A 20,885-nucleotide genomic window follows, 5' to 3' on the forward strand; every position below is an offset into this window, starting at 1 on the left:
AAAACGCCGGAATGGCTTTCAGACTGTTTCGTGAATCGGGCGAATGATCGGGTGTATCCAGATAGACATAAATTGAAACAATCAGACCAGGGAACTTCTTCAGAATAATTAACGGAAGCAAATGCAAAGCATTACCATTCGCGCGCTCGATATTCTTCCCACCTTTCGGATGCGCTTTTCAATGCCTGCCCCGTTTCGTCTTACGCCCGTAACCCTTGGGCTTTCTGCTTTCCTGTCCAGCGGTTTTGCCTACTCGGCGACTGAACTGCCCGCCACCGCCATCAGCGCTGAAGCGCAAGCGGATGACCCGCGCGTCACCATCAGCAACACCGCGACGCGCACATTGACGCCGGTGCGCTATGTGCCGCAGGCCATCGACTCGATCAAAACCTCGAACGTCGCCCAATACGGCACCCACGACATCGGCGACGCCTTGAGTGGCATGCCCAACGTCAGCAGCAGCGCCGATACCCGCTTCGACAGTTTGCGCATTCGCGGCTTCGACGCCAGCAACGATTTCTATCTGGATGGCATTCGTGACGACAGCCAGTACAAGCGCGACCTGCACAACGTCGAACGGGTTGAAGTGCTCAAAGGCCCGGCCGCCGTGCTGTACGGCCGAGGCAGCCAAGGCGGGATCGTCAACCGGGTGAGCAAAATGCCGGTGCCCGGCCGCCGCTCGACCATCGAAGCCCAGGGCGGCAGCGAGGATCTGCGCAGTTTGTACGCCGATCTCAGCGCCGATCCGAGCGAGAACATCAGCCTGCGCCTGAACATGGGCAACATGGATGAAAACAGTTTCCGCGACGGCGTCAGCGGCAACCGTCAACTGTTCGCGCCGTCGATGAGCTGGCAACTGACACCCGACCTGAACTGGCTGGTGCAGTACGAATACAGCCGCTACAACCGCACGCCGGATCGCGGTATTCCGGGGGTCAACGGGCGTCCGGCGGAGGTGGGCCGCGACACGACTTACGGCAACGAACACGACTTCATCGACGACAAGACGCAGTCCTTGCGTTCAAAACTCACTTACGAACTCAACGACAACTGGCAGCTGCGCCAGACCCTGGGTGTGTTCAAGCTCGACAGTGATTTCGACAACACCTACCTCACCGGATATACGCCTGCGACCCACAAGGTCACGCGCCAGCACTGGCAGCAGGACCTGACGACTCGCAACGTCTACAACAACCTGGAACTGGAAGGCGCGTTCGACACGTTCGGCCTGGAGCATCGCCTGCTCACGGGTATCGAAACCGGCAGTCAGCGCCGCGATCCAAAGCTGTATAACGCGGCCACCGGCCGGACGCCGGGCGCGCAAGCCGTGCCAGCGCTTGATCTGTTCAACCCCAATCGCGACCGGCGCCACACCGGCGCGATGCAGCGCTCAAGCAGTAGCCACACCGAAGTCGAAAGCCGCGCGGTGTACGTGCAGGATCAACTGCGCCTGAACGATCAGTGGCAAGTGCTCGCCGGCCTGCGCTACGACACCTTCGATATCGAGTCGACCAACAAACTCAAGAACATGTCCGAAGACCGCGACAGCCACAGCACCAGCCCGCGCGTGGGTCTGGTCTGGACGCCGCTGCACGATCATTCCTTCTACGCCTCGTGGTCCAAGACCTTCTCGCCAGTGGGCGGCGGTCTGATCGGCATCACGCCGGGCGCGGCCGGTAACAGCAACGACCTGAGCCCCGAGCTGACCAGGCAGAAAGAAATCGGCGTGAAGAGTGACTGGCTCGATGACCGTTTGAGCACCACCCTGGCGATCTATGACCTGGAGCTCTACAACCGCCGCACCACCGATCCGAACGATCCAACCCTGACCATCATGACCGGCCTGCAACGATCTCGCGGGATTGAGCTCACCGCCACCGGCAAGATCGTCGGCAACTGGTATGTGCGCGGTGGCGTTGGTGTGCAGGATGCGAAGATCGAGAAGGACAACAACGGCCTCAAAGGCAAGCGCATCAACAACGTCGCCAAGCACAACGGTAGTCTTTTCCTGACCTGGAAACCGGAGATGGGCTGGTACGGAGAAACCGGTCTGACCCTGGTTGGCCAGCGCTATGCCGATAACGCCAACACCACCGTGCTGCCAGGCTATGGCCGTTGGGATGCGCTGGTCGGCTATCGCTTCAAGGACTGGGATTTGCGCGCGGCGCTGAACAACATCACTGATCGCGAGTATTACGCATCGGCCACCAGTCAATATCAAATCCAGCCGGGGGCGCCGCGTAGCGTGGTGATGACGGGCACCTACAGCTTCTAAATCAGCGCAAATCCCTGTGAGAGGGGGCTTGCTCCCGAAGGCGTCCTGTCAGTGTTCACACTGGATTTTGCAACGCCCATAAAAAAGCGCCGCCATCCCGGCAGCGCTTTTACCCATCGCTGTTGTTTTTCTTATCCTTGCATCACAGCCCACAACGCATCCAGTTCTGCTTCGCTGAACAGGTCAGCGGGGTAACGCTCGATCATCATCCGGCGCGGATCAGCTTCCCTGATCTGACGCGTTCCATTGGATTTCAACCAGTGCGCGACTACCTGGAGCGATTTGCCGTTTACGGCCATGGGGCGCAAAGTTCGTGCTCTGACTGTGTTCACTTCGGCGTTCATTTCGGCGCTCTCCCCCCGTTAATGAGCGGCTAAGTTATCCAAGGTTTATGACAGAACTGTTGAAGTTCTCCTCCCTCCCTAGTACTCAAGATTCAATACAAGAGCTATGCCAATGTTTCGCACTTGTCGACAAGCGGATACAAAGAAGCCCGCCGTCCAACAGGGCGGCGGGCTTCTTTGTCTATCAGGCAAGCAAATCGTCGCCCGGCTGATTGTCCAATCAACTCAAGCTGTTACGACTCAACTCACTCTTTGTGCGGCGCTGGCTGCTGTTGGGTAAGGCAGTGAATATTGCCGCCACCCAGTAACAGTTCGCGGCCCGGCACCATCACCACTTCGTGCTGCGGGAACAGGTTCTGCAGGATTTCCCTGGCCGGGCCGTCCATCGGATCGTCGAAGCTCGGCGCGATGATGCCGCCGTTGACGATCAGGAAATTCACGTAGGAACCCGCCAGACGCACGCTCGGGTTGCGCTCTTGCGTGCCGTCCACCGGATCAACGCCAGCGCACTCTTCTTCGGTGGCAAACAGCGGCCCCGGAATCGGCATTTTATGCACCGTGAACGGGCGTCCCTTGGCGTCGGTGCTGTTTTGCAGCACGTTCATCGCCGCCTGGCAGCGTGGGTAGTTCGGGTCCTGTGGATCGTCGGTCCACGCCAGCAGCACTTCGCCCGGACGCACGTAGCAGCAGAAGTTATCCACATGGCCGTCGGTTTCGTCGTTGAACAAACCGTCCGGCAGCCAGATGATTTTATCCACAGCCAGGTTGGCGCTGAGCACCGCTTCGATTTCTTCGCGGCTCAGGTGCGGGTTGCGATTGCGGTTGAGCAGGCATTCTTCGGTAGTGATCAGCGTGCCTTCGCCATCGACGTGAATCGAACCGCCCTCGAGCACAAAACCTTCGGTGCGGTAACGCGGACTGCGCTCGATCTCAAGGATCTTGCCGCCGACTTGCGCGTCGCGGTTCCATGGCGAGTACAAGCCGCCGTCAAAGCCGCCCCAGGCGTTGAAGGCCCAGTTCACGCCGCGCACTTCGCCGCTGTTGTTGATGACGAACGTCGGGCCGCTGTCGCGTACCCAAGCATCATCGCTGGACATCTCGACCACGCGGATATTCGGCACGTCCAGACGCGCACGGGCGTTTTCGTACTGGCCGGCAGAAACGGCCACGGTCACCGGCTCGAAACGGGCGATGGCTTTAGCCACTGCCGCGTGTGCGGCTTGCGCCGGTTTTCCGCCCAGACGCCAGTTGTCCGGGCGCTCGGGCCAGATCATCCAGGTCTGAGTCTGGGGTGCCCACTCGGCCGGCATGTGGAAGCCGTCGGCGCGCGGGGTACTTTTCAATGTGGTCATCGGGATCAGGACTCCAGGGAACCGTCGAGGGTTTTCAACGCGCCGTACAGATTCGGCCGGCGGTCACGGAATGAACCCCACGCGCTGCGAATATGTTCGAGCTCGTCGAGGTTGAAAGTGTGCACCAGAATACCTTCTTCGGTTTTATTCAGCTCCTGCACTTTTTCGCCGAACGGGTCGGCGATGAATGATGAGCCGTAAAAGGTGATGTCGTAGCCGTCTTGCTCTTCATTGCCGATGCGGTTGCTGGCAATCAGCGGCATCAGGTTGGCGCCGGCATGACCCTGCTGCACGCGCTGCCAGTGATCGCGCGACGAGATGGTTTTGTCGTGCGGCTCGCTGCCGATGGCAGTCGGGTAGAACAGGATTTCCGCGCCTTGCAACGCCATGCTCCGTGCGGCTTCCGGGAACCACTGATCCCAGCAGATGCCCACGCCGATCTTCGCGTAACGGGTGTTCCACACCTTGAAGCCGGTATCGCCCGGGTTGAAGTAGTACTTCTCGTGGTAGCCCGGGCCGTCCGGAATGTGGCTTTTACGATAAATCCCGAGGTTGCTGCCGTCGGCGTCGATGATCGCAATGCTGTTGAAACGCGCACGCCCGGCCAGTTCGTAGAAGCTGATCGGCAATACAACCTGCAGCTCTTTGGCGACTTTGCGGAAATGCTTGATCGCGACGTTTTCTTCAACCGTCGTGGCCAGTTGCAGATAGTCCGGGTTTGGCTTCTGGCAAAAGTACGGCGCCTCGAACAATTCCTGGATCAGGATGATCTGCGCGCCTTGGGCGGCCGCTTCGCGCACCAGCCTTTCAGCGGTTTCAAGGTTGGCTTCCAGATCCCACGAACAGGCCATCTGAGTGGCGGCGACGGTAACGATACGGCTCATGAATCATCTCCGGGCAAGGGCTTTGACGGTCGAGGATTCGACCGAAGAGAAAAAACGCGCGCACCGGACAAAAAATCGCCATGCCGGAGCAATGGCGACTTTATAGCCGATAAATATCGGCTTTAGAAGCTACAAAAATGTATTCCGTCTGATTTTAAAGACTTAATACCGATAGAAATCGAATTAAACCACCAAACGAAAGGTGTGGGCTTGCTCGCGAAAGCAGTGTGTCAGTCACTTTGGATGTCGACTGATGCATCGCTTTCGCGAGCAAGCCCGTTCCCACAGGGGGTCGTGGGTTTACAAGCCTTCGGTGAGCACCCGGTCGAGCATGTCGACAAAGAAGTCCACACTGCGCCGCGGCGTCACCATCGGCGGTTTGATTTTGAGGATGTTCAGGTCATCGCCGGTCGGCTGCATGAAAATCCCCAGTTGGCGCAGACGATCACACAGCAACGCGGTCTCTTCGGTCGCGGGCTCCAGCGTCTCGCGGTTGCGGATCAACTCCAGCCCCAGGTAGAACCCCGACCCATGCACCGCGCCCACCAGCGAATGTTTATCGATCAAGGCTTCGAGCCGCGCCTTGAAGTGGCCGCCCACCACTTGGGCGTTCTCCCAGAGTTTTTCTTCCTCCATCACGTCCAGCACGGCCATGCCGATCTGGCAGCTCACCGGACTGCCACCGGCCGACGAGAAGAAGTAACCCTCAGCCTCCAGCGCCTCGGCGATTTCCCGGCGGGTGATCACCGCGCCCAGTGGCTGGCCATTGCCCATGCCTTTGGCCATGACGATGATGTCCGGTACCACGCCTTGCTCTTCAAACCCCCAAAAGAAATGGCCCATGCGCCCGTAACCGACCTGCACCTCATCGGCAATGCACACGCCACCCTGTGCGCGGACCCGCGCATACACCTGCTGCAGATACCCCGGCGGCAGCGAGATGCCACCGGCATTGCCGTACACCGGTTCGCAGATGAACCCGGCCAGTTGGCGCTTTTGCTCGGCGATTTTCGCCAAATGATGTTCGACGCTGCGCACATAGTCGGGCGCCGAATCGAGGCCACGAAACTCGCCGCGATACATGTTCGGCGCGGTCACTGGATGCACCCAGTCCGGACGGCTTTCGAGGGCTTTGGGGTTGTCGGCAATCGAGGTCGACACCGCATCGGCGCCCACCGTCCAGCCGTGGTAGGCCTCCAGCACGCTGACCATGTCGCGACCGCCGCTGTAAGCCCACGCCAGGCGGATCGCCAGGTCATTGGCCTCGCTGCCACTGTTGACCAGAAACACCCGATCCATGCCCTCCGGCGCCAGCTTCAGCAAACGCTCGGAAAACTCGGCGACCGCCGCATAGTTGAAGCGTGAGTTGGTATTGAGGAGCGACCATTGACGGGCGGCGACCGCCGCCATGCGCGGATGGCCGTGACCGAGCACTGCCACGTTGTTGAGCATGTCGAGATAGGAACGGCCCTGCATGTCGATCAGATGGTTGCGCCAGCCGCGCTCGATGCGCGGCGGATCGACGTAATAGTGTTTTTGTGTGCGGGCGAAACTGGCATCGCGGCGTTCAAGCAGGGTCTTGGCGTCCAGCTCTGGCTCGGCATCGCAGGCCAGCCCCAATAACCCCGCAGGAGACGGGCACAACGCTTGCCACGCGGCGGCGCGCGATGGCGTACAGAAGAGCGGCGCATTCAGTTGCGCAGCGCGATTCAGTTGCACGATCAACGGCCCGCTGACCGCGCCCAGCACCTGACCTTTGACCAGCGCTGCGCCGCTGTGCAGCGAAGGCGTCACGCCCCACAAGCGCACGCTGAGCTGTGGGCCGTCGAGTTGCAGCACGCCATCTGCGTGCTGATGAACCACACCGGCAAACGGCGACTCCACGGGTGTGCCAGTGGGCACGCGCAATTCGACGTGCAGCGCGAACGTGTCCGGTTCTTCAGCGCTGTCCGGCCGGGTGCGCGACAAACGGTATTGGCCATAACGGCTCGCCGCCAAACCATGGGCCGCCGCCGCGTCGTTCAACAGACGCTGATCGATGCCGTCCTGCTCCCAGTTCCCAGCCTCGAAATGCGCGCTCAACACGCCGAGGTCGATCAACGCAAATTCGCGTCCGACCAGACTCGGCAGCAACGGTACAAATCCTTCGCTGTTGATCGTCGGCAACGGCTGACCGACGGCGCTGAGAATCGCCGCTTCCATCAGTGCCAGCGGCACCGAGGTGGCCACGCGGAAGATTTCCCACTCATGGGTCAGGTTGTCGCGGCTGTAGGCGTTGCCCGGATCGATGCTGACCTGCTGCTCGCCACTGAGCACCAGCACCGCCGCCCGAGCGACGATCAACGGCCACAAGGCTTGCAGCTCTTCGTGTTGCAGCGGATTGACCGCGTGATAGGCCTGAACCGCCGGCAGAATGACAAACGGATCGCCACCGGCGTGATGCAGCAACGCCGCACAGGTCACCGACAAATCGGTGATGCGCCAGGTGCGGACCAGATCACCGAAATCGATCACCCCCTGCAACTGCCAATGACGCTGGGCGTCGCGTGCCCACACCGCGTTGTCATCGGTGATGTCCATGTGGATCGCCTGCACCGGCAGCTTGTCTGCCAGCGGCTGCAAACGGCGCTCGGCCTGTTCGGCGGCGTCGGCGATCAAGGTGCGCTGCTGATCGTCCCTGATCACTGGCAGCAAATGGCTGATCAAAGCGCTGGCATGGCGCGCGTCCCACTGCAACGTGCGTTCCAGGCCCGGATGGTCGAAGCCTGCCAGCGCCAGGTCCATCTCGCCACAAAGCCTGCCAAACCCGGCGACCACGTCATGGCCCAGGTGATCGAGATGCGTGAGCGGCTGGCCTTCGATGTAATCGAGCAGCCGCACATGCACTGCTTCACCGTCGACATCCAGCGTCAGCAAGTCCTGACCGTTATGGGCGGCAATTACTCGGGGCACGCTCACGTCACAGTGTTCGGCCAGATGTTTCAGGCCGGCGTGCTGGGCTTGTAGCTCCACGAGGGCGTAATCGCCACGGCAGATTTTCAGGACAAACCGCCCCCGCTCAGTGTCGACGCGGTAGTTGAGGTCTTGCTGGCTGCCGAGGGCCTGCAACGTGCCGCTGAGCCCGTAGTGCTCGGCCAGCCATTGCAGGGCCTGCGCCTGCGAAACCTGCGGGCTGGGCAAACTGGCGCGATGAATCAACGTGGCGAGCGACATGAAACGACCCCTGAAATTTTATTAGGCGCCTATATCGCCACTGCAGCAGAGGATGCGCAACCCCTGATCGTGGTTATTCGAGCGCTCGCATCTGTCGGCACTTTGCGCAAGAATGTCGGCCATTCACATCTGCCTATGGAAATTCTCATGAATGTCATCACCACCGATCTGCCCGGTGTTCTGATCATCGAACCCAAGGTGTTCGGTGACGAGCGCGGTTTCTTCTACGAGAGTTTCAACGCCAAGGCGTTCCAGGACGCCACCGGTCTGGACACCCAATTCGTCCAGGACAACCACTCGCGCTCGCAAAAAGGCGTACTGCGTGGCCTGCATTACCAACTGCAAAACACCCAGGGCAAACTGGTTCGCGTCACGGTCGGTGAAGTGCTCGATGTGGCCGTGGACATCCGCCGCAGCTCGCCGCACTTCGGCAAGTCGGTAGCGGTGCGCCTGTCGGCTGAAAACCATCGTCAGCTCTGGGTGCCGGAAGGTTTCGCCCATGGTTTCGTGGTGCTGAGCGAGTTCGCCGAGTTCCTCTACAAGACCACCAACTACTACGATCCTTCTTCCGAACGCAGCATTCGCTGGGACGACCCTGCTCTGGGCATCGACTGGCAACTGGACGAGGCGCCAAAACTGTCCGCCAAGGATCAGGCAGCAGCGCTGCTCAAGGACGCTGACGTCTTTTCCTGAGGCCGGGCATAATGCGCCTGTTCACTCAGGCGCATCCGGCTTATGAAACCCTCTCTCCCTCGCAGACCCCGCTGGCGCAGCCTCGCCCTTCTGGCCCTGTGCCTGGCGCCACTGCTGTGGCCGCTGGAGCATCTGGCTGAGCGCTATTACCGCAGCGAACTGGCCGGCCAGAACCGCCAGACCCTCGACCTGTACGTCGCCAACCTGTTGGGCACCCTGCACCGCTATGAAGTGTTGCCGCAGATCCTCGGCCAACTGCCGGCCCTGCGCGCTGTGCTCGGGGCGCCAGACGATGGGGTGACCCAAGGCAACGCCAACCGCCTGTTGAAAAACATCAGTGCGCAGACCGGTGCCGAAGTCATGTACCTGATGGACACAACCGGGAAGACGCTGGCCGCGTCGAACTGGGACAAGCACGACAGCTTTGTCGGCCGTAATTTTTCCTTCCGCCCCTATTTCAGCGAAGCCATGGCCGGACGTCTCGGGCGCTTCTTCGGTCTGGGCACCACATCGGCCAAGCGCGGCTACTTTTTCGCCGCCGCCGTGCACGATGGCGAGAGAATCCTGGGGGTGCTGGTGATCAAGGTCGATCTCGATCACACCGAAAGCCTGTGGGGCAAAACCCCGGAACAACTGCTGGTGACCGACCACAACGGCGTGGTCATCCTCACGTCGCGCCCGCAATGGCGCTTCCGCTCGACCCGCGCGTTGAGCGACGCCGAACGTGCCGCCATCAGCGCGATCCAGCCCTACCCGACCCGAGAACCGCGCCCGCTTAACCTCAGCCCCACCGCCTGGCTGACCCAGACTCACGACATCGCCGAAACCGGCTGGAGCGTCAGCATCCTCGCCCCGCGCACCCTGATCGACCGCCCGGTGCGCACGGTGGTGGCCATTGGCGGCGCCACGCTGTTGGTGTTGATGCTGTTGCTCGGTCTGATGATGCAGCGCCGTCGCCACTATCTTGAGCGCATCGCGTTTGAAGCCAAGGCGCGGCGAGAACTGGAAGGTCGCGTCGCCGAACGCACCAGCGATCTGGAAGGCCTCAACCGTCGTTTGAAGCAGGAAGTGCTGGAGCGGGAAACGGCCCAGCAGGAACTGGTACGTGCCCAGGACGATCTGGTCCAGGCCGGCAAACTGTCGGCGCTGGGCACCATGTCGGCGAGCATCAGTCACGAACTCAACCAACCCCTGGCGGCCATTCGCAGCTACGCCGAAAACGCCGAAGTGCTGCTTGATCATCAACGCACCGACGACGCACGCGGCAATCTCAAACTGATCAGCGAGCTGACCGGGCGCATGGCCTCGATCATCGCCCACTTGCGTGCCTTCGCCCGTCGCGACCGCCATGCGCCGGAAAGCGTGGCCCTGCAACCGGCGCTGGACGATGCGCTGGCCTTGCTGGCCAAACGTCGGCGCAGCATGGAGGTTGAGCTGATCCGCGACCTGCCCGCCGCCACGCTGTGGGTCGAGGCCGGGGAAACGCGCTTGCGTCAGGTGCTCGGCAACCTGTTGGCCAACGCCCTCGACGCGCTCACCGAAAAAGGCCCGCCACGCAAATTGTGGCTGAGTGCCGAATCAACCGCCGAGGGCGTCAATCTGTACATTCGCGACAACGGCCCGGGGTTCTGCATGGAAGCCCTCGGCCGCGCCAGTGAGCCCTTCTACACCACCAAGACCCGCACTCAGGGCCTGGGGCTGGGCTTGGCGATCTGTGAAACCCTGATGCGCGCCTTCGGTGGAGAACTGTCGTTCGCCAACCACAAGCAAGGTGGCGCCTTGATAACCCTGCGCCTGCGCGCCGGCGCGCCCGGGGTCAGCCTGCAACCGTCCGAGGATCGAAGTGCATGAGCATCGACAATCGCATTCAGGTGGTGTTGATCGACGACGATCCGCACCTGCGTCAGGCCCTTGGCCAGACGCTGGATCTGGCGGGGCTGAAAATCCTGCCGCTGTCCGAAGCCAAAGGTTTGGCCGCACAACTGGAGCGCGACTGGCCGGGCGTTGTCGTCAGCGACATTCGTATGCCCGGCATGGATGGTCTGGAATTGTTGAGCGAGTTGCACGCCCAGGACCCGGAATTGCCCGTGCTGCTGATCACCGGCCACGGCGACGTGCCTCTGGCGGTGCAAGCGATGCGCGCCGGCGCGTATGACTTCCTCGAAAAACCCTTCGCCAGCGACGCCCTGCTCGACAGCGTGCGCCGCGCCTTGGCCCTGCGCCGACTGGTGCTGGACAACCGCAGCCTGCGTCTGGCCCTCAGCGACCGCAACGAGTTGAGCGCGCGTCTGGTCGGCCACTCAAAACCGATGCTGCGCTTGCGTGAACAGATCGGGGCATTGGCAGCGACCAAGGCTGACGTGTTGATCCTCGGCGAAACCGGCGCCGGCAAAGAAGTCGTCGCCCGCGCGCTGCACGATTTGTCGAGCCGCCGTAACGGCCCGTTCGTGGCGATCAACGCCGGGGCATTGGCCGAGTCCGTGGTGGAAAGTGAACTGTTCGGCCACGAACCCGGCGCCTTCACCGGCGCGCAAAAACGCCGGATCGGCAAGTTCGAATTCGCCAACGGCGGCACGCTGTTCCTTGATGAAATCGAAAGCATGAGCATGGACGTGCAGGTCAAACTGCTGCGCATGTTGCAGGAGCGCGTGGTCGAGCGCCTGGGTGGCAACCAACTGATCCCGCTGGATATCCGCGTCATCGCCGCGACCAAGGAAGACCTGCGTCAGGCCGCTGATCAGGGGCGTTTCCGCGCCGACTTGTATTACCGCCTCAACGTCGCGCCGCTGCGCATCCCACCGCTGCGCGAGCGTGACGAAGATGCTCTGGTGCTGTTCCAGCACTACGCCGATGAAGCCAGCACTCGCCACGGTTTGCCGCCTCACGAACTGCAACCGGCACACCGCGCCTTGCTGCTGCGCCACACGTGGCCCGGCAACGTGCGTGAACTGCAGAACGCCGCCGAGCGGTTCGCTCTCGGTCTTGAATTGGCACTGGATGACACCGGCGTCGAGGGCGGCGGCACGACCGTGAAAGTCATCAGCGGAGGGCTCAGCGAGCAAGTGGAAAACTTCGAAAAATCGTTGATCGCCGCCGAACTGGCGCGCTCCCACAGCTCGGTACGCAGCCTTGCCGAAGCCCTCGGCGTTCCCCGCAAGACCTTGCACGACAAACTGCGCAAACACGGCTTGAGTTTTGCCGACAGTGGCGCCCAAGGAGACGAAACCGAATGAACCGTGACAGCCGCTATCTGCAATCGGTCCTGCATCACGACATTCCCCTGACCCAGGCGATGGGCCTCAAAGTGCTCGACTGGCAGGCGCAGCAGTTGCGCCTGCACTTGCCGCTGGACGCCAACGTCAACCACAAGAGCACCATGTTCGGCGGCAGCCTCTACTGCGGCGCGGTGTTGGCCGGCTGGGGCTGGTTGCATTTGCGGCTGAAGGAAGCAGGGATCGAAGACGGGCACATCGTCATTCAGGAAGGGCAGATCAGTTATCCGCTGCCAGTGACGGGGGATGCCACGGCGATCTGCCTGGCGCCGGATGCGGCGGTGTGGAAGAGGTTCGTGGCGATGTATCAGCGTTATGGCCGGGCGCGATTGACCTTGAATACGCGGATCGTCAATGCCGGCAGTGATGAGGATGCGGTGACATTCAGCGGGCAGTACGTCCTGCACCGCTAACCCGCAGGAACTCACCATGCGGTTGCGGCGAGGGAGGGCTCGCCACAACGGTTCGTTCACCGCTCAGGAACGGGCGAGCTCCAGCAATTTTGAACGCCACGCGGCCTTCGCCGGCAGGGCCAGAAACGACGTATTGAGCAGCGATTCGCGCGCCGGGTAACAGAACGCCTCACCCTGCAAGTCCAGCACCTCACCGCCCGCGCCTTCGAGCACGCCTTGCGCCGCCGCCGTGTCCCATTGCGAAGTCGGCGCCAGGCGCGGATAGCAATCCGCCGCGCCTTCGGCCAACAGGCAGAACTTCAGCGAACTGCCGATATTGGCCAATTGCAGCTCACCCAGACTGGCGCTCAACCCGGCCAGCAAGCGTTCCTGCTCAGGACTCGAATGCCTGCGGCTGGCCACCACCGTGAACGCCTCACCCGGTCCCGGCACATCACGCACCTGAATCGAAACCGGCGTACCGCCCTTGTCACAACGCCAGGCACCGAGCCCGGCACCGCCGACATAGAAACGACCGTTGGTTGGCATCGACACCACGCCAAACACCACCCGACCGTTGTCGATCAGCGCAATGTTGACGGTAAATTCTTCACTGCCGCTGATGAACTCTTTGGTGCCATCGAGCGGGTCCACCAGCCACCAGCGCTGCCACCCGGCGCGAACGCCTTGCGCGATGTCGGCGTCCTCTTCGGACAATACCGGGATGCTTGGATCGAGCGCCTTCAGCCCGGCGACGATCAGGTGGTGTGCGGCCAGGTCGGCCGCCGTAACCGGCGAATCATCCGACTTGGCGGTGACTTCAACACCTGATCGCCAAAACGGCAAAATCGCCTCACCGGCCTGCAATGCCAACTCGACCACCGGCGCCATCAACGGATGGGGAAAATTCATCGACACTTCACTCATGATTGAAAGGATCCACGCTGGGTCAGCAGGTCACGGGTCAGATACAGCGCGGCCAACGCGCGGCCTTCGGAAAACTGCGGATTCATTGCCAATGCCGACAACTCGCGCAGATTGACCTTGTCGACCCGCATCAGCTCGGGCTCGTCGCCCTCAAGCCGCTCCTCGTAAAGATCAGTGGCCAGCACCACTTGAATCTTCTGGCTCATGTAACCGGGCGACAGCGACAACTCGGTCAGATGTTCCAGTTGCCGCGCGCCAAAACCGGCCTCTTCCTTAAGCTCACGCTCAGCCGCCGCCAGCACATCTTCGCCCGGCTCGATCAAACCTTTGGGCAAGGACAATTCGTATTCATCAGTACCGCCGCAATACTCCTCGACCAACACCGCGTGTTCGGCGTCGAGCATGGCCACGATCATCACCGCGCCGTAACCCGCGCCCTTGCCGACCAGCCGCTCATAAGTGCGCTCCACGCCATTGGAAAAACGCAACTTCAATTCTTCGACGCAAAACAGGCGACTGGTGGCGACGATCTCGCGGGCGAGTACGGTGGGTTTCTGGCGCATGCAAAGCTCCTTGGCGTGAACGCGCTACTATAACGCGGCTTTCCCGATTGTTTACGTCGGATATCTTTCTACCGCTCGAGACGTTGCCATGCCTTCTTTACCGTGGTCTGACATCGATACCGTTCTGCTGGACATGGACGGCACGTTGCTGGATCTGCACTTCGACAACCATTTCTGGCTGGAACACCTGCCCCAGCGCTACGCCGAACTGCACGGCGTGAGCCGCGCCATGGCCGAGATGGAGTTGCAGCCGCTGTTCGAGCGACATGCCGGCCAATTGCAGTGGTATTGCCTGGATTTCTGGAGTGCCGAGCTGAAACTGTCAGTGCGTGAACTGAAACAGGAAACCGCGCACTTGATCGCCCTGCGCCCGGATGCCGATACCTTTCTGGCGGCGATAAAGCAGGCGGGAAAACGGGTGATCATGATCACCAACGCGCACCGCGATTCGTTGTCACTGAAACTGGAACGGGTCGAACTGGCGCCGTACTTCGAGCGGCTGATCAGCTCGCACAATTACGGTTACCCCAAGGAGAATCCGCAGTTCTGGGACGCCTTGCAGGCCGATATCGGCTTTGATCCGGCGCGCAGCCTGTTTATCGACGACACCTTGCCAATCCTGCGCAGTGCGCGTGATTTCGGCGTGACACATTTACTGGCGGTGAAGGAACCAGACAGCCGCAAGGGGCCTAAGGACACCGCTGAGTTTGCGGCGGTCGAGGACTACCGCGATTTGCTTGCAGGGCTATAGAGCGAGTCGCCTGCTTCGCGAGTTCAAGCCCGCTGCCATATTGGAATACGTTCCTCTGTGGGCGCGGGCTTGCTCGCGAAAGCGGCCTTGAGTCTTACTCGGGAATACGCAGCACCTGCCCCGGATAGATCTTGTCCGGGTGTGTGAGCTGAGGCTTGTTCGCCTCGAAAATCTTGTTGTACTTGTTGGCATCGCCGTACTCACGCTTGGAAATCGCGCTCAGCGTGTCACCCTTCTTGACGGTGACAAATTTCGCGGCGGTTGCAACACCACCGGTCACGGTGATCTGGTCGTCTACGCCACTGACGCCGTCGACGTTGCCAAGCGCCAGGAGGATTTTTTCTTTTTCTTCCTGGCTGGCCGCTTCACCCGTGGCAATGACTTTCTCGCCTTCAACCTTGACCTGAATCTTCGACGTGTCGATTCCCGTCAGCGCGTCCTGCACATGCTTGGTCAGCGCCTCGCCATTGGCTTGGGCCTTGTCCGGCGTGAGCGCATCAAGGATTTTTTCACCGGCATCTTTCAAAAAGCTGAATAGGCTCATCGTGTTTCACTCCATGGAATAAAAGGGGTCAGACGTCAAAGCCTAGACCACCTTCGCCAAATACGGTTCCACGCCGACCAATGACCCACCCCAGCCACAAGCGTTAGAATCGTCCACCCCTGCCAACACCCTTCGGAGCGAAGATGGACATCAAGCAACTGAAATTCCTCATCGCCCTCGACGAAACCCGCCACTTCGGCCAGGCCGCCGCGCGTTGCCACATCACCCAGCCGACCCTGTCGATGCGTCTGCGCAGCCTTGAAGAAGAACTCGATTTGCCGCTGGTCAACCGGGGGCAACGCTTCGAAGGCTTCACCGCGCCGGGGGAGCGCGTGCTGGCGTGGGCGCGCACGGTGCTGGCGGCTTATGACGGCTTGCAGGCGGAAGCGGCGGCCTGTCGCGGCAACCTCATCGGTACGTTGCGTTTAGGCATCGTGCCGCTGTCGAGCTTCGATCCACTGCCGCTGATACAGCGTTTGCACAGTGCGCACCCGAACCTGCGTTTCGAAATGTCGGCGTTGAGTTCCGAGCAGATCCTCGAACAGTTGGCGAACAACCGTATCGACCTTGGCGTGTCCTATCTCGATCGTCTGGATAATGAGCGTTTCGACTCCCTGGCCTTCAGCGAAACCCACATGGGCCTGCTCTACGATCAGCGCTCCTTCACCTTCGGCGAAGCGCCGTTGAGTTGGGAGGCGTTGATCGAACTGCCGTTGGGGATGCTCACCAGCGGCATGCATTTCCGCCAGTCCATCGACCACAACTTCCACAGTCGGAACCTGACCCCACAGCCGTTGTTGCAAACCGACGCCGTGCATCAATTGTTACAAGCGGTGCACGGCGGGTTTTGCTGCGCGATCATGCCGCTCGACGCCGGCCTGGAAAAACTCACCGACCACCTGCGCCTGCAACCGATCGAAAGCGCCCAGACCCTCGCCCCGCTGGGCCTGATCATGCGACGCGGCGCCCCGCGATCGGCGCTGGCAGAAGCCTGTTTCGCGCTGTATCAGAAATCACCAGTTACCTCTTGATCGACGTCATCTATCGGTAGATCGAAAGTAGCGATTAGACGCGACATCTTGCCGCGCCTAGTCTTAGCGTTGATCAATCCGTTGGTGATGCCATGAACGCCAAGCGCCCAGCCTGCGCGGCGCCTGCACTCGAAACGCCCGCGCCCGCAGCCAGCCAGACCTACAGCTACAGCGATCTGCCCCTACAGGAATCGGCCAGCACCGCGCTGGCCGAGGAAGTGGCGTTGGCGATTGCCTACAACGGCATCAGTCAGGCAGTCATGCTGGTGACGCCGACCGACCTTGAGGACTTCATCGTCGGTTTCAGCCTCGGCAGCGGCATCATCGAAGACGCCAACGACATTTATGACCTGCAACTGACCGGCGCTGGTTCTGCGCAATATGCACAGGTGACCATCGCCAACCGCGCCTTCTGGAACCTCAAGCAACAGCGGCGCCAGTTGGCCGGCACCAGTGGTTGCGGCCTGTGCGGCGTCGAAGCGGTGGAACAGGCGCTGCCTGACCTGAAGGTGTTGCCCGGCGCACCGTTGCCGCCGAGTGCATGGCTCGACGGTCTGCGCCAGCGCATCGGCGCGTTCCAGCCGCTGGGTCAGCACTGCGGTGCGGTGCATGCGGCGGTGTTCATGAATGCCAGCGGCGAGCTGCTGCTCGGTCGCGAAGACATCGGCCGGCACAACGCCCTCGACAAACTGATCGGCGGGCTGATCCGCCAGCAGATATCCACAGAAGGCGGGCTGGCGATTGTCACCAGCCGTTGCAGCCTCGAATTGATCCAGAAAGTGTTGCGCGCCGGCATCCAGACCCTGGTCAGCCTGTCCGCCCCCACGGGCCTTGCCGTGCAATGGGCCCGTCGGCACAACCTCAATCTCATCCACCTGCCGCACAAAAGTGCGCCGCGGGTGTATAGCCCCGCGATGGAGAATCAAGCGTGAGCCAACATCATCAAGCCGACCAGAAACCTGTCCCGCGCTACAAGCCCTATAAAGGCGCTGCCGGCGGCTGGGGTGCCCTGATCAGTGTGGCTCAGGCCTGGTTGACCAGCGACAACGCGCTGAAAAACCTGCGCATGATGCTCAAGACCAACCAGAACGGCGGCTTCGACTGCCCGGGTTGCGCCTGGGGTGATTCGCCGGAAAGCGGCATGGTCAAGTTCTGCGAGAACGGCGCCAAAGCGGTGAACTGGGAAGCGACCAAGCGTCGCGTGGATGCCAAGTTCTTCGCCAAACACAGCGTGACTTCGCTGCTGGAACAGAGCGATTACTGGCTTGAGTATCAGGGCCGCCTGACCGAGCCGATGGTCTACGACGCCCAGACCGATCGCTACAAACCGATCAGTTGGGACGACGCCTACGCGCTCATCGCCAAACACCTGCAGAATCTGCCAAGCCCGGATCTGGCCGAGTTCTACACCTCGGGTCGTGCGAGTAACGAAGCCGCCTACTTGTATCAGTTGTTCGTGCGCGCCTTCGGTACCAATAATTTCCCTGACTGTTCGAACATGTGCCACGAAGCCAGCGGCGTGGCGTTGGCGCAAAGTGTCGGCGTCGGCAAAGGCACCGTGACCTTCGATGACTTCGAACACGCCGACGCGATTTTCGTCTGGGGCCAGAACCCCGGCACCAACCATCCACGAATGCTCGAACCCCTGCGTGAAGCGGTGAAACGCGGCGCGCAAGTGGTGTGCATCAACCCGCTGAAAGAGCGCGGTCTGGAACGTTTCCAACACCCACAGCACCCGATCGAAATGCTCACCAACGGTGACAAGCCGACCAACACCGCGTACTTCCGTCCGGCCTTGGGCGGTGACATGGCGGTGCTACGCGGCATGGCCAAGTTCCTGCTGCAATGGGAGCGCGACGCGCAGAAGGCTGGCGCGCCTGCGGTGTTCGATCACGACTTCCTCAATGCACACAGCGCCAACGTGCTGGAATACCTGGGCGTTGTCGACGACACGCCGTGGGAGCAGATCGTCGAGCAGTCCGGCCTGACCCTGGTCGAGATCGAGCAAGCGGCGCGCATGTACGCCAAAGGCAAGAACGTGATCATGTGCTGGGCGATGGGCATCACCCAACACCGTCATTCGGTACCGACCATCCAGGAAATCGCCAACCTGATGCTGCTGCGCGGCAACATCGGCAAGCCCGGCGCAGGCCTGTGCCCGGTGCGCGGTCACAGTAACGTGCAGGGCGACCGCACGATGGGCATCAACGAGCGCCCGCCCGTGGCGTTCCTCGACTCCCTTGAGCGGCGTTTCCAGTTCAAGGTGCCGCGTGAAAACGGCCACAACGTGGTCGAGGCGATCCATGCCATGGCCGAAGGTCGCGCCAAGGTCTTTATCGGTCTGGGCGGCAACTTCGCCCAAGCCACACCGGACAGCCCTCGCACGTTCGCGGCGCTGAGCAATTGCGACCTGACCGTGCAGATCAGCACCAAACTCAACCGCAGCCATTTGGCCCACGGTAAAGACGCGCTGATCCTGCCGTGCCTGGGCCGCACCGACATCGACATCCAGACCGAAGGCCCACAAGCCGTCACCGTGGAAGACTCGTTCAGCATGGTTCACGCCTCCAACGGCCAATTGCAGCCGCTGTCGAACCAGATGCGTTCGGAACCGTCGATCATCGCCGGCATCGCCGCTGCCACGCTGGGCAGCAAACCGGTGGACTGGAACTGGCTGGTGGCCGATTACGGGCGCATTCGCGAGCTGATCGCCGACACCATCCCGAACTTCAAAGACTTCAATGAGAAGATCAAAAACCCGGGCGGCTTCTACCTCGGTAACAGCGCCGGTGCACGTAAGTGGAGCACCCCGTCGGGCCGCGCCAACTTCCGCGCCAACATGCTGCCCAAGGATCTGGTCCACGAACGCACCCGCGCCACCGGGCAACTGCCGGATCTGATCCTGCAGTCGATGCGTTCCCACGATCAGTACAACACCACGATTTATGGTCTCGACGACCGTTATCGCGGGGTGAAAGGCCAGCGCGACGTGCTGTTCGTCAATGAAGCCGACATCATTCGCCTGGGCTTCCGGCCGGGGCAGAAGGCCGACATCGTTTCGATCTGGGACGATGGTCGTGAGCGTCGGGTGAAGGGCTTTACGCTGCTGGCGTTTGATATTCCGGCCGGCCAGGCCGCCGCGTATTACCCGGAAGTGAATCCGCTGGTGCCGCTGGAAAGCACTGGGGATGGCAGCCATACGCCGACGTCGAAGTTCATTGCGATTCGCCTGGAAGCGGCGAGCGAGACCGGGTTGATCATGGCCAAGTCGGCTTGATACGGCGTCTGTTCCGGCCTCTTCGCGAGCAAGCCCATATTGGAATGCACTCCAATGCGCGGGCTTGCTTGCGAAGGCGTCGGTTCAGTCAATGCATTTCTTAAGCTCAAACACTTTTCCAGCGCCCACAAAAAAGGCCGCTTTTTCACAAAAGCGGCCAGTCCGAAGTAGCTAAAGACCGGCGAAAATCGGTTAAGTTCCGCATAAAAAACAGTAACTTGCACAATTGCATACAAGTCGTGTTATTCGTCGGATTTCGATTGTCACGCTTGTTACAGAGCCTCAGGATCGCGCCGTCATCCCTTTGAGGCTCACCTATGAAGTTCTCCTCGATTCTCTTGTTGTCCCTTGGCCTGGTCAGTGGCTTCGCGTCTGCTGGCGGCACCACCGAAGCAGGTGTGGGCGGCGCATTGGGCGGGGTTCTTGGCTCGGTCGTCGGTCAGTCGTTAGGCGGCAATACAGGTTCCACCATTGGCGCGGCCCTGGGCGGCGCGGGTGGTAGCGCCGTTGGCGCAAACAAACACAGCCGTGGCGAAGCGGCCATCGGTGGTGCGCTGGGCGCAGCCGGCGGTAACGTGGTTGGCCGCAGCGTGGGCGGCTCCACCGGCAGCCTGATTGGCGCCGCGGCGGGTGGCGGTGCCGGTGGCGCGCTGGGCAACTACATGGGCAACAAAAGCAATGACGATGATCGTCGTTATGATCGCGGTCGTGACGACCGTCGCTACTACCGCGACGACCGCCGTGGTCGCGGCCATGCCTACGGTCATCGCAAGCATCACAAGTACTATCGTCACCACTAAGGCGAATGCTTGAACAAAAATCGCAGCCCTGGGGCTGCGATTTTTTTTGCGTTTTTCACACCACCAGGCTTTCCAGTGCCCCGCGCAACCCGGCAGGAATCGGCACGGGCTGATTGCTTGCCCGATCAACAAACACATGCACGAAACGCCCGGCCGCACACGCCTCGCTTTCACCGACCTTGAACACTGCCAATTCGTATTGCACCGAACTGTTGCCCAGTTTGCCCACCCGCAGACCGATCTCGATCAAGTCCGGGAAAGCGATGGAAGCGAAGTAATCACACGCCGAACTGACCACAAAGCCCACCACCTCACCGTCATGGATATCCAGCCCACCGACCTGAATCAGGTAAGTGTTCACGGCAGTGTCGAAGAAGCTGTAATAGGTGACGTTGTTGACGTGGCCGTAGGCGTCGTTGTCGTGCCAGCGCGTGGTGATAGGCTGGAAATGCCGGTAGTCGGTGCGTTGGTTCATGCGCAGTTCTCGTCTTGATCGACCTCACACTGACAGCGAGGACGAGCACTATACCTGTGGGAGCGGGCTTGCCCGCGAAGGCGCCAGCACTG

18 protein-coding genes are annotated in these 20,885 nt (G+C 61.1%); 10 read left to right on the forward strand and 8 right to left on the reverse strand.

The genetic code is table 11. The features are described from left to right. Positions 1 to 181 precede the first annotated feature (181 nt). Positions 182 to 2,275: a TonB-dependent receptor gene (locus AACY50_RS03135; RefSeq protein ID WP_339538132.1), complete on the forward strand. Its 2,094-nt coding sequence runs from the start codon at positions 182 to 184 to the stop codon at positions 2,273 to 2,275. Between the two features lie 131 nt (positions 2,276 to 2,406). Here AACY50_RS03135 and AACY50_RS03140 read toward each other — a convergent pair whose 3' ends face one another. From AACY50_RS03140 to AACY50_RS03155, 4 genes are all read right to left on the reverse strand, one after another. Next, positions 2,407 to 2,619 (reverse strand): hypothetical protein, encoded by a 213-nt coding sequence (locus tag AACY50_RS03140; protein ID WP_339434260.1) that lies wholly within the window; start codon positions 2,617 to 2,619, stop codon positions 2,407 to 2,409. Between the two features lie 245 nt (positions 2,620 to 2,864). Continuing rightward, complete coding sequence (gene aguA / locus AACY50_RS03145; RefSeq protein WP_339463969.1) at positions 2,865 to 3,971, reverse strand: agmatine deiminase; 1,107 nt, start codon at positions 3,969 to 3,971, stop codon at positions 2,865 to 2,867. A gap of 5 nt (positions 3,972 to 3,976) precedes the next feature. After that, positions 3,977 to 4,855: an N-carbamoylputrescine amidase gene (gene aguB / locus AACY50_RS03150; protein WP_339463968.1), complete on the reverse strand. Its 879-nt coding sequence runs from the start codon at positions 4,853 to 4,855 to the stop codon at positions 3,977 to 3,979. 300 nt (positions 4,856 to 5,155) lie between these two features. Beyond that, positions 5,156 to 8,068: an aminotransferase gene (locus tag AACY50_RS03155; protein WP_339463967.1), complete on the reverse strand. Its 2,913-nt coding sequence runs from the start codon at positions 8,066 to 8,068 to the stop codon at positions 5,156 to 5,158. 147 nt (positions 8,069 to 8,215) lie between these two features. On the opposite strand from AACY50_RS03155, the gene rfbC reads away from it, so the two are divergent. Genes rfbC through AACY50_RS03175 form a run of 4 tightly spaced genes read left to right on the forward strand, consistent with a single transcriptional unit; the run spans position 8,216 to position 12,446 of the window. After that, positions 8,216 to 8,761, forward strand: a complete 546-nt coding sequence (rfbC, locus tag AACY50_RS03160) for a dTDP-4-dehydrorhamnose 3,5-epimerase (RefSeq protein ID WP_221731050.1) — start codon at positions 8,216 to 8,218, stop codon at positions 8,759 to 8,761. 42 nt (positions 8,762 to 8,803) lie between these two features. After that, complete coding sequence (locus AACY50_RS03165; RefSeq protein ID WP_339463966.1) at positions 8,804 to 10,612, forward strand: sensor histidine kinase; 1,809 nt, start codon at positions 8,804 to 8,806, stop codon at positions 10,610 to 10,612. After that, on the forward strand, positions 10,609 to 11,994 hold the full coding sequence (locus tag AACY50_RS03170) for a sigma-54-dependent transcriptional regulator (protein ID WP_339538133.1): 1,386 nt from the start codon (positions 10,609 to 10,611) through the stop codon (positions 11,992 to 11,994). The genes AACY50_RS03165 and AACY50_RS03170 overlap by 4 nt, the downstream gene beginning before the upstream one ends. Continuing rightward, a complete protein-coding gene (locus AACY50_RS03175) occupies positions 11,991 to 12,446 on the forward strand; it encodes a thioesterase domain-containing protein (RefSeq protein ID WP_339431545.1) in 456 nt (151 codons plus the stop codon). Before AACY50_RS03170 ends, AACY50_RS03175 begins: the two co-directional genes overlap by 4 nt. Before the next feature lie 63 nt (positions 12,447 to 12,509). Here AACY50_RS03175 and cysQ read toward each other — a convergent pair whose 3' ends face one another. Together cysQ and nudE are read right to left on the reverse strand one after the other, a co-directional pair. Continuing rightward, a complete protein-coding gene (gene cysQ / locus AACY50_RS03180) occupies positions 12,510 to 13,337 on the reverse strand; it encodes a 3'(2'),5'-bisphosphate nucleotidase CysQ (protein ID WP_339431663.1) in 828 nt (275 codons plus the stop codon). Between the two features lie 11 nt (positions 13,338 to 13,348). Beyond that, entirely contained in the window at positions 13,349 to 13,915 is a 567-nt protein-coding gene (gene nudE / locus AACY50_RS03185; protein ID WP_339431546.1) for an ADP compounds hydrolase NudE, read from the reverse strand. 88 nt (positions 13,916 to 14,003) lie between these two features. On the opposite strand from nudE, the gene yrfG reads away from it, so the two are divergent. Continuing rightward, the gene (gene yrfG, locus AACY50_RS03190; RefSeq protein ID WP_339538134.1) at positions 14,004 to 14,666 is read left to right on the forward strand and encodes a GMP/IMP nucleotidase; all 663 of its coding nucleotides are present in this window, start codon (positions 14,004 to 14,006) and stop codon (positions 14,664 to 14,666) included. A gap of 94 nt (positions 14,667 to 14,760) precedes the next feature. On the opposite strand, the gene lysM is transcribed toward yrfG, so the two are convergent. Then, positions 14,761 to 15,210 carry a peptidoglycan-binding protein LysM gene (gene lysM / locus AACY50_RS03195; protein WP_339431548.1) on the reverse strand — a complete coding sequence of 150 codons (450 nt, stop codon included), beginning with the start codon at positions 15,208 to 15,210 and terminating at the stop codon, positions 14,761 to 14,763. 143 nt (positions 15,211 to 15,353) lie between these two features. Here lysM and AACY50_RS03200 point away from each other — a divergent pair, with 143 nt between their 5' ends. From AACY50_RS03200 to AACY50_RS03215, 4 genes are all read left to right on the forward strand, one after another. After that, positions 15,354 to 16,241 carry a LysR family transcriptional regulator gene (locus tag AACY50_RS03200; protein ID WP_339538135.1) on the forward strand — a complete coding sequence of 296 codons (888 nt, stop codon included), beginning with the start codon at positions 15,354 to 15,356 and terminating at the stop codon, positions 16,239 to 16,241. A gap of 92 nt (positions 16,242 to 16,333) precedes the next feature. Next, complete coding sequence (gene fdhD / locus AACY50_RS03205; protein ID WP_339431550.1) at positions 16,334 to 17,173, forward strand: formate dehydrogenase accessory sulfurtransferase FdhD; 840 nt, start codon at positions 16,334 to 16,336, stop codon at positions 17,171 to 17,173. Further along, the gene (locus AACY50_RS03210; protein WP_339431551.1) at positions 17,170 to 19,518 is read left to right on the forward strand and encodes an FdhF/YdeP family oxidoreductase; all 2,349 of its coding nucleotides are present in this window, start codon (positions 17,170 to 17,172) and stop codon (positions 19,516 to 19,518) included. Before fdhD ends, AACY50_RS03210 begins: the two co-directional genes overlap by 4 nt. Positions 19,519 to 19,835: 317 nt before the next feature. Next, entirely contained in the window at positions 19,836 to 20,318 is a 483-nt protein-coding gene (locus AACY50_RS03215; RefSeq protein ID WP_339431552.1) for a glycine zipper domain-containing protein, read from the forward strand. A gap of 55 nt (positions 20,319 to 20,373) precedes the next feature. Here AACY50_RS03215 and AACY50_RS03220 read toward each other — a convergent pair whose 3' ends face one another. After that, entirely contained in the window at positions 20,374 to 20,793 is a 420-nt protein-coding gene (locus AACY50_RS03220) for an acyl-CoA thioesterase (protein ID WP_339431553.1), read from the reverse strand. Between the last annotated feature and the right edge of the window lie 92 nt (positions 20,794 to 20,885).

The sequence above is a fragment of the Pseudomonas sp. RA_15y_Pfl2_54 genome (genome assembly GCF_963971015.1).
Classification (GTDB): domain Bacteria; phylum Pseudomonadota; class Gammaproteobacteria; order Pseudomonadales; family Pseudomonadaceae; genus Aquipseudomonas; species Aquipseudomonas baetica_A.

Bases quoted from the DNA above. Each gene is read 5' to 3' on its own strand.
- AACY50_RS03135 (WP_339538132.1), top strand. From the start codon at position 182: ATGCCTGCCCCGTTTCGTCTTACGCCCGTAACCCTTGGGCTTTCTGCT.
- AACY50_RS03140 (WP_339434260.1), bottom strand. From the start codon at position 2,619: ATGAACGCCGAAGTGAACACAGTCAGAGCACGAACTTTGCGCCCCATG.
- aguA (WP_339463969.1), bottom strand. From the start codon at position 3,971: ATGACCACATTGAAAAGTACCCCGCGCGCCGACGGCTTCCACATGCCG.
- aguB (WP_339463968.1), bottom strand. From the start codon at position 4,855: ATGAGCCGTATCGTTACCGTCGCCGCCACTCAGATGGCCTGTTCGTGG.
- AACY50_RS03155 (WP_339463967.1), bottom strand. From the start codon at position 8,068: ATGTCGCTCGCCACGTTGATTCATCGCGCCAGTTTGCCCAGCCCGCAG.
- rfbC (WP_221731050.1), top strand. From the start codon at position 8,216: ATGAATGTCATCACCACCGATCTGCCCGGTGTTCTGATCATCGAACCC.
- AACY50_RS03165 (WP_339463966.1), top strand. From the start codon at position 8,804: ATGAAACCCTCTCTCCCTCGCAGACCCCGCTGGCGCAGCCTCGCCCTT.
- AACY50_RS03170 (WP_339538133.1), top strand. From the start codon at position 10,609: ATGAGCATCGACAATCGCATTCAGGTGGTGTTGATCGACGACGATCCG.
- AACY50_RS03175 (WP_339431545.1), top strand. From the start codon at position 11,991: ATGAACCGTGACAGCCGCTATCTGCAATCGGTCCTGCATCACGACATT.
- cysQ (WP_339431663.1), bottom strand. From the start codon at position 13,337: ATGAATTTTCCCCATCCGTTGATGGCGCCGGTGGTCGAGTTGGCATTG.
- nudE (WP_339431546.1), bottom strand. From the start codon at position 13,915: ATGCGCCAGAAACCCACCGTACTCGCCCGCGAGATCGTCGCCACCAGT.
- yrfG (WP_339538134.1), top strand. From the start codon at position 14,004: ATGCCTTCTTTACCGTGGTCTGACATCGATACCGTTCTGCTGGACATG.
- lysM (WP_339431548.1), bottom strand. From the start codon at position 15,210: ATGAGCCTATTCAGCTTTTTGAAAGATGCCGGTGAAAAAATCCTTGAT.
- AACY50_RS03200 (WP_339538135.1), top strand. From the start codon at position 15,354: ATGGACATCAAGCAACTGAAATTCCTCATCGCCCTCGACGAAACCCGC.
- fdhD (WP_339431550.1), top strand. From the start codon at position 16,334: ATGAACGCCAAGCGCCCAGCCTGCGCGGCGCCTGCACTCGAAACGCCC.
- AACY50_RS03215 (WP_339431552.1), top strand. From the start codon at position 19,836: ATGAAGTTCTCCTCGATTCTCTTGTTGTCCCTTGGCCTGGTCAGTGGC.
- AACY50_RS03220 (WP_339431553.1), bottom strand. From the start codon at position 20,793: ATGAACCAACGCACCGACTACCGGCATTTCCAGCCTATCACCACGCGC.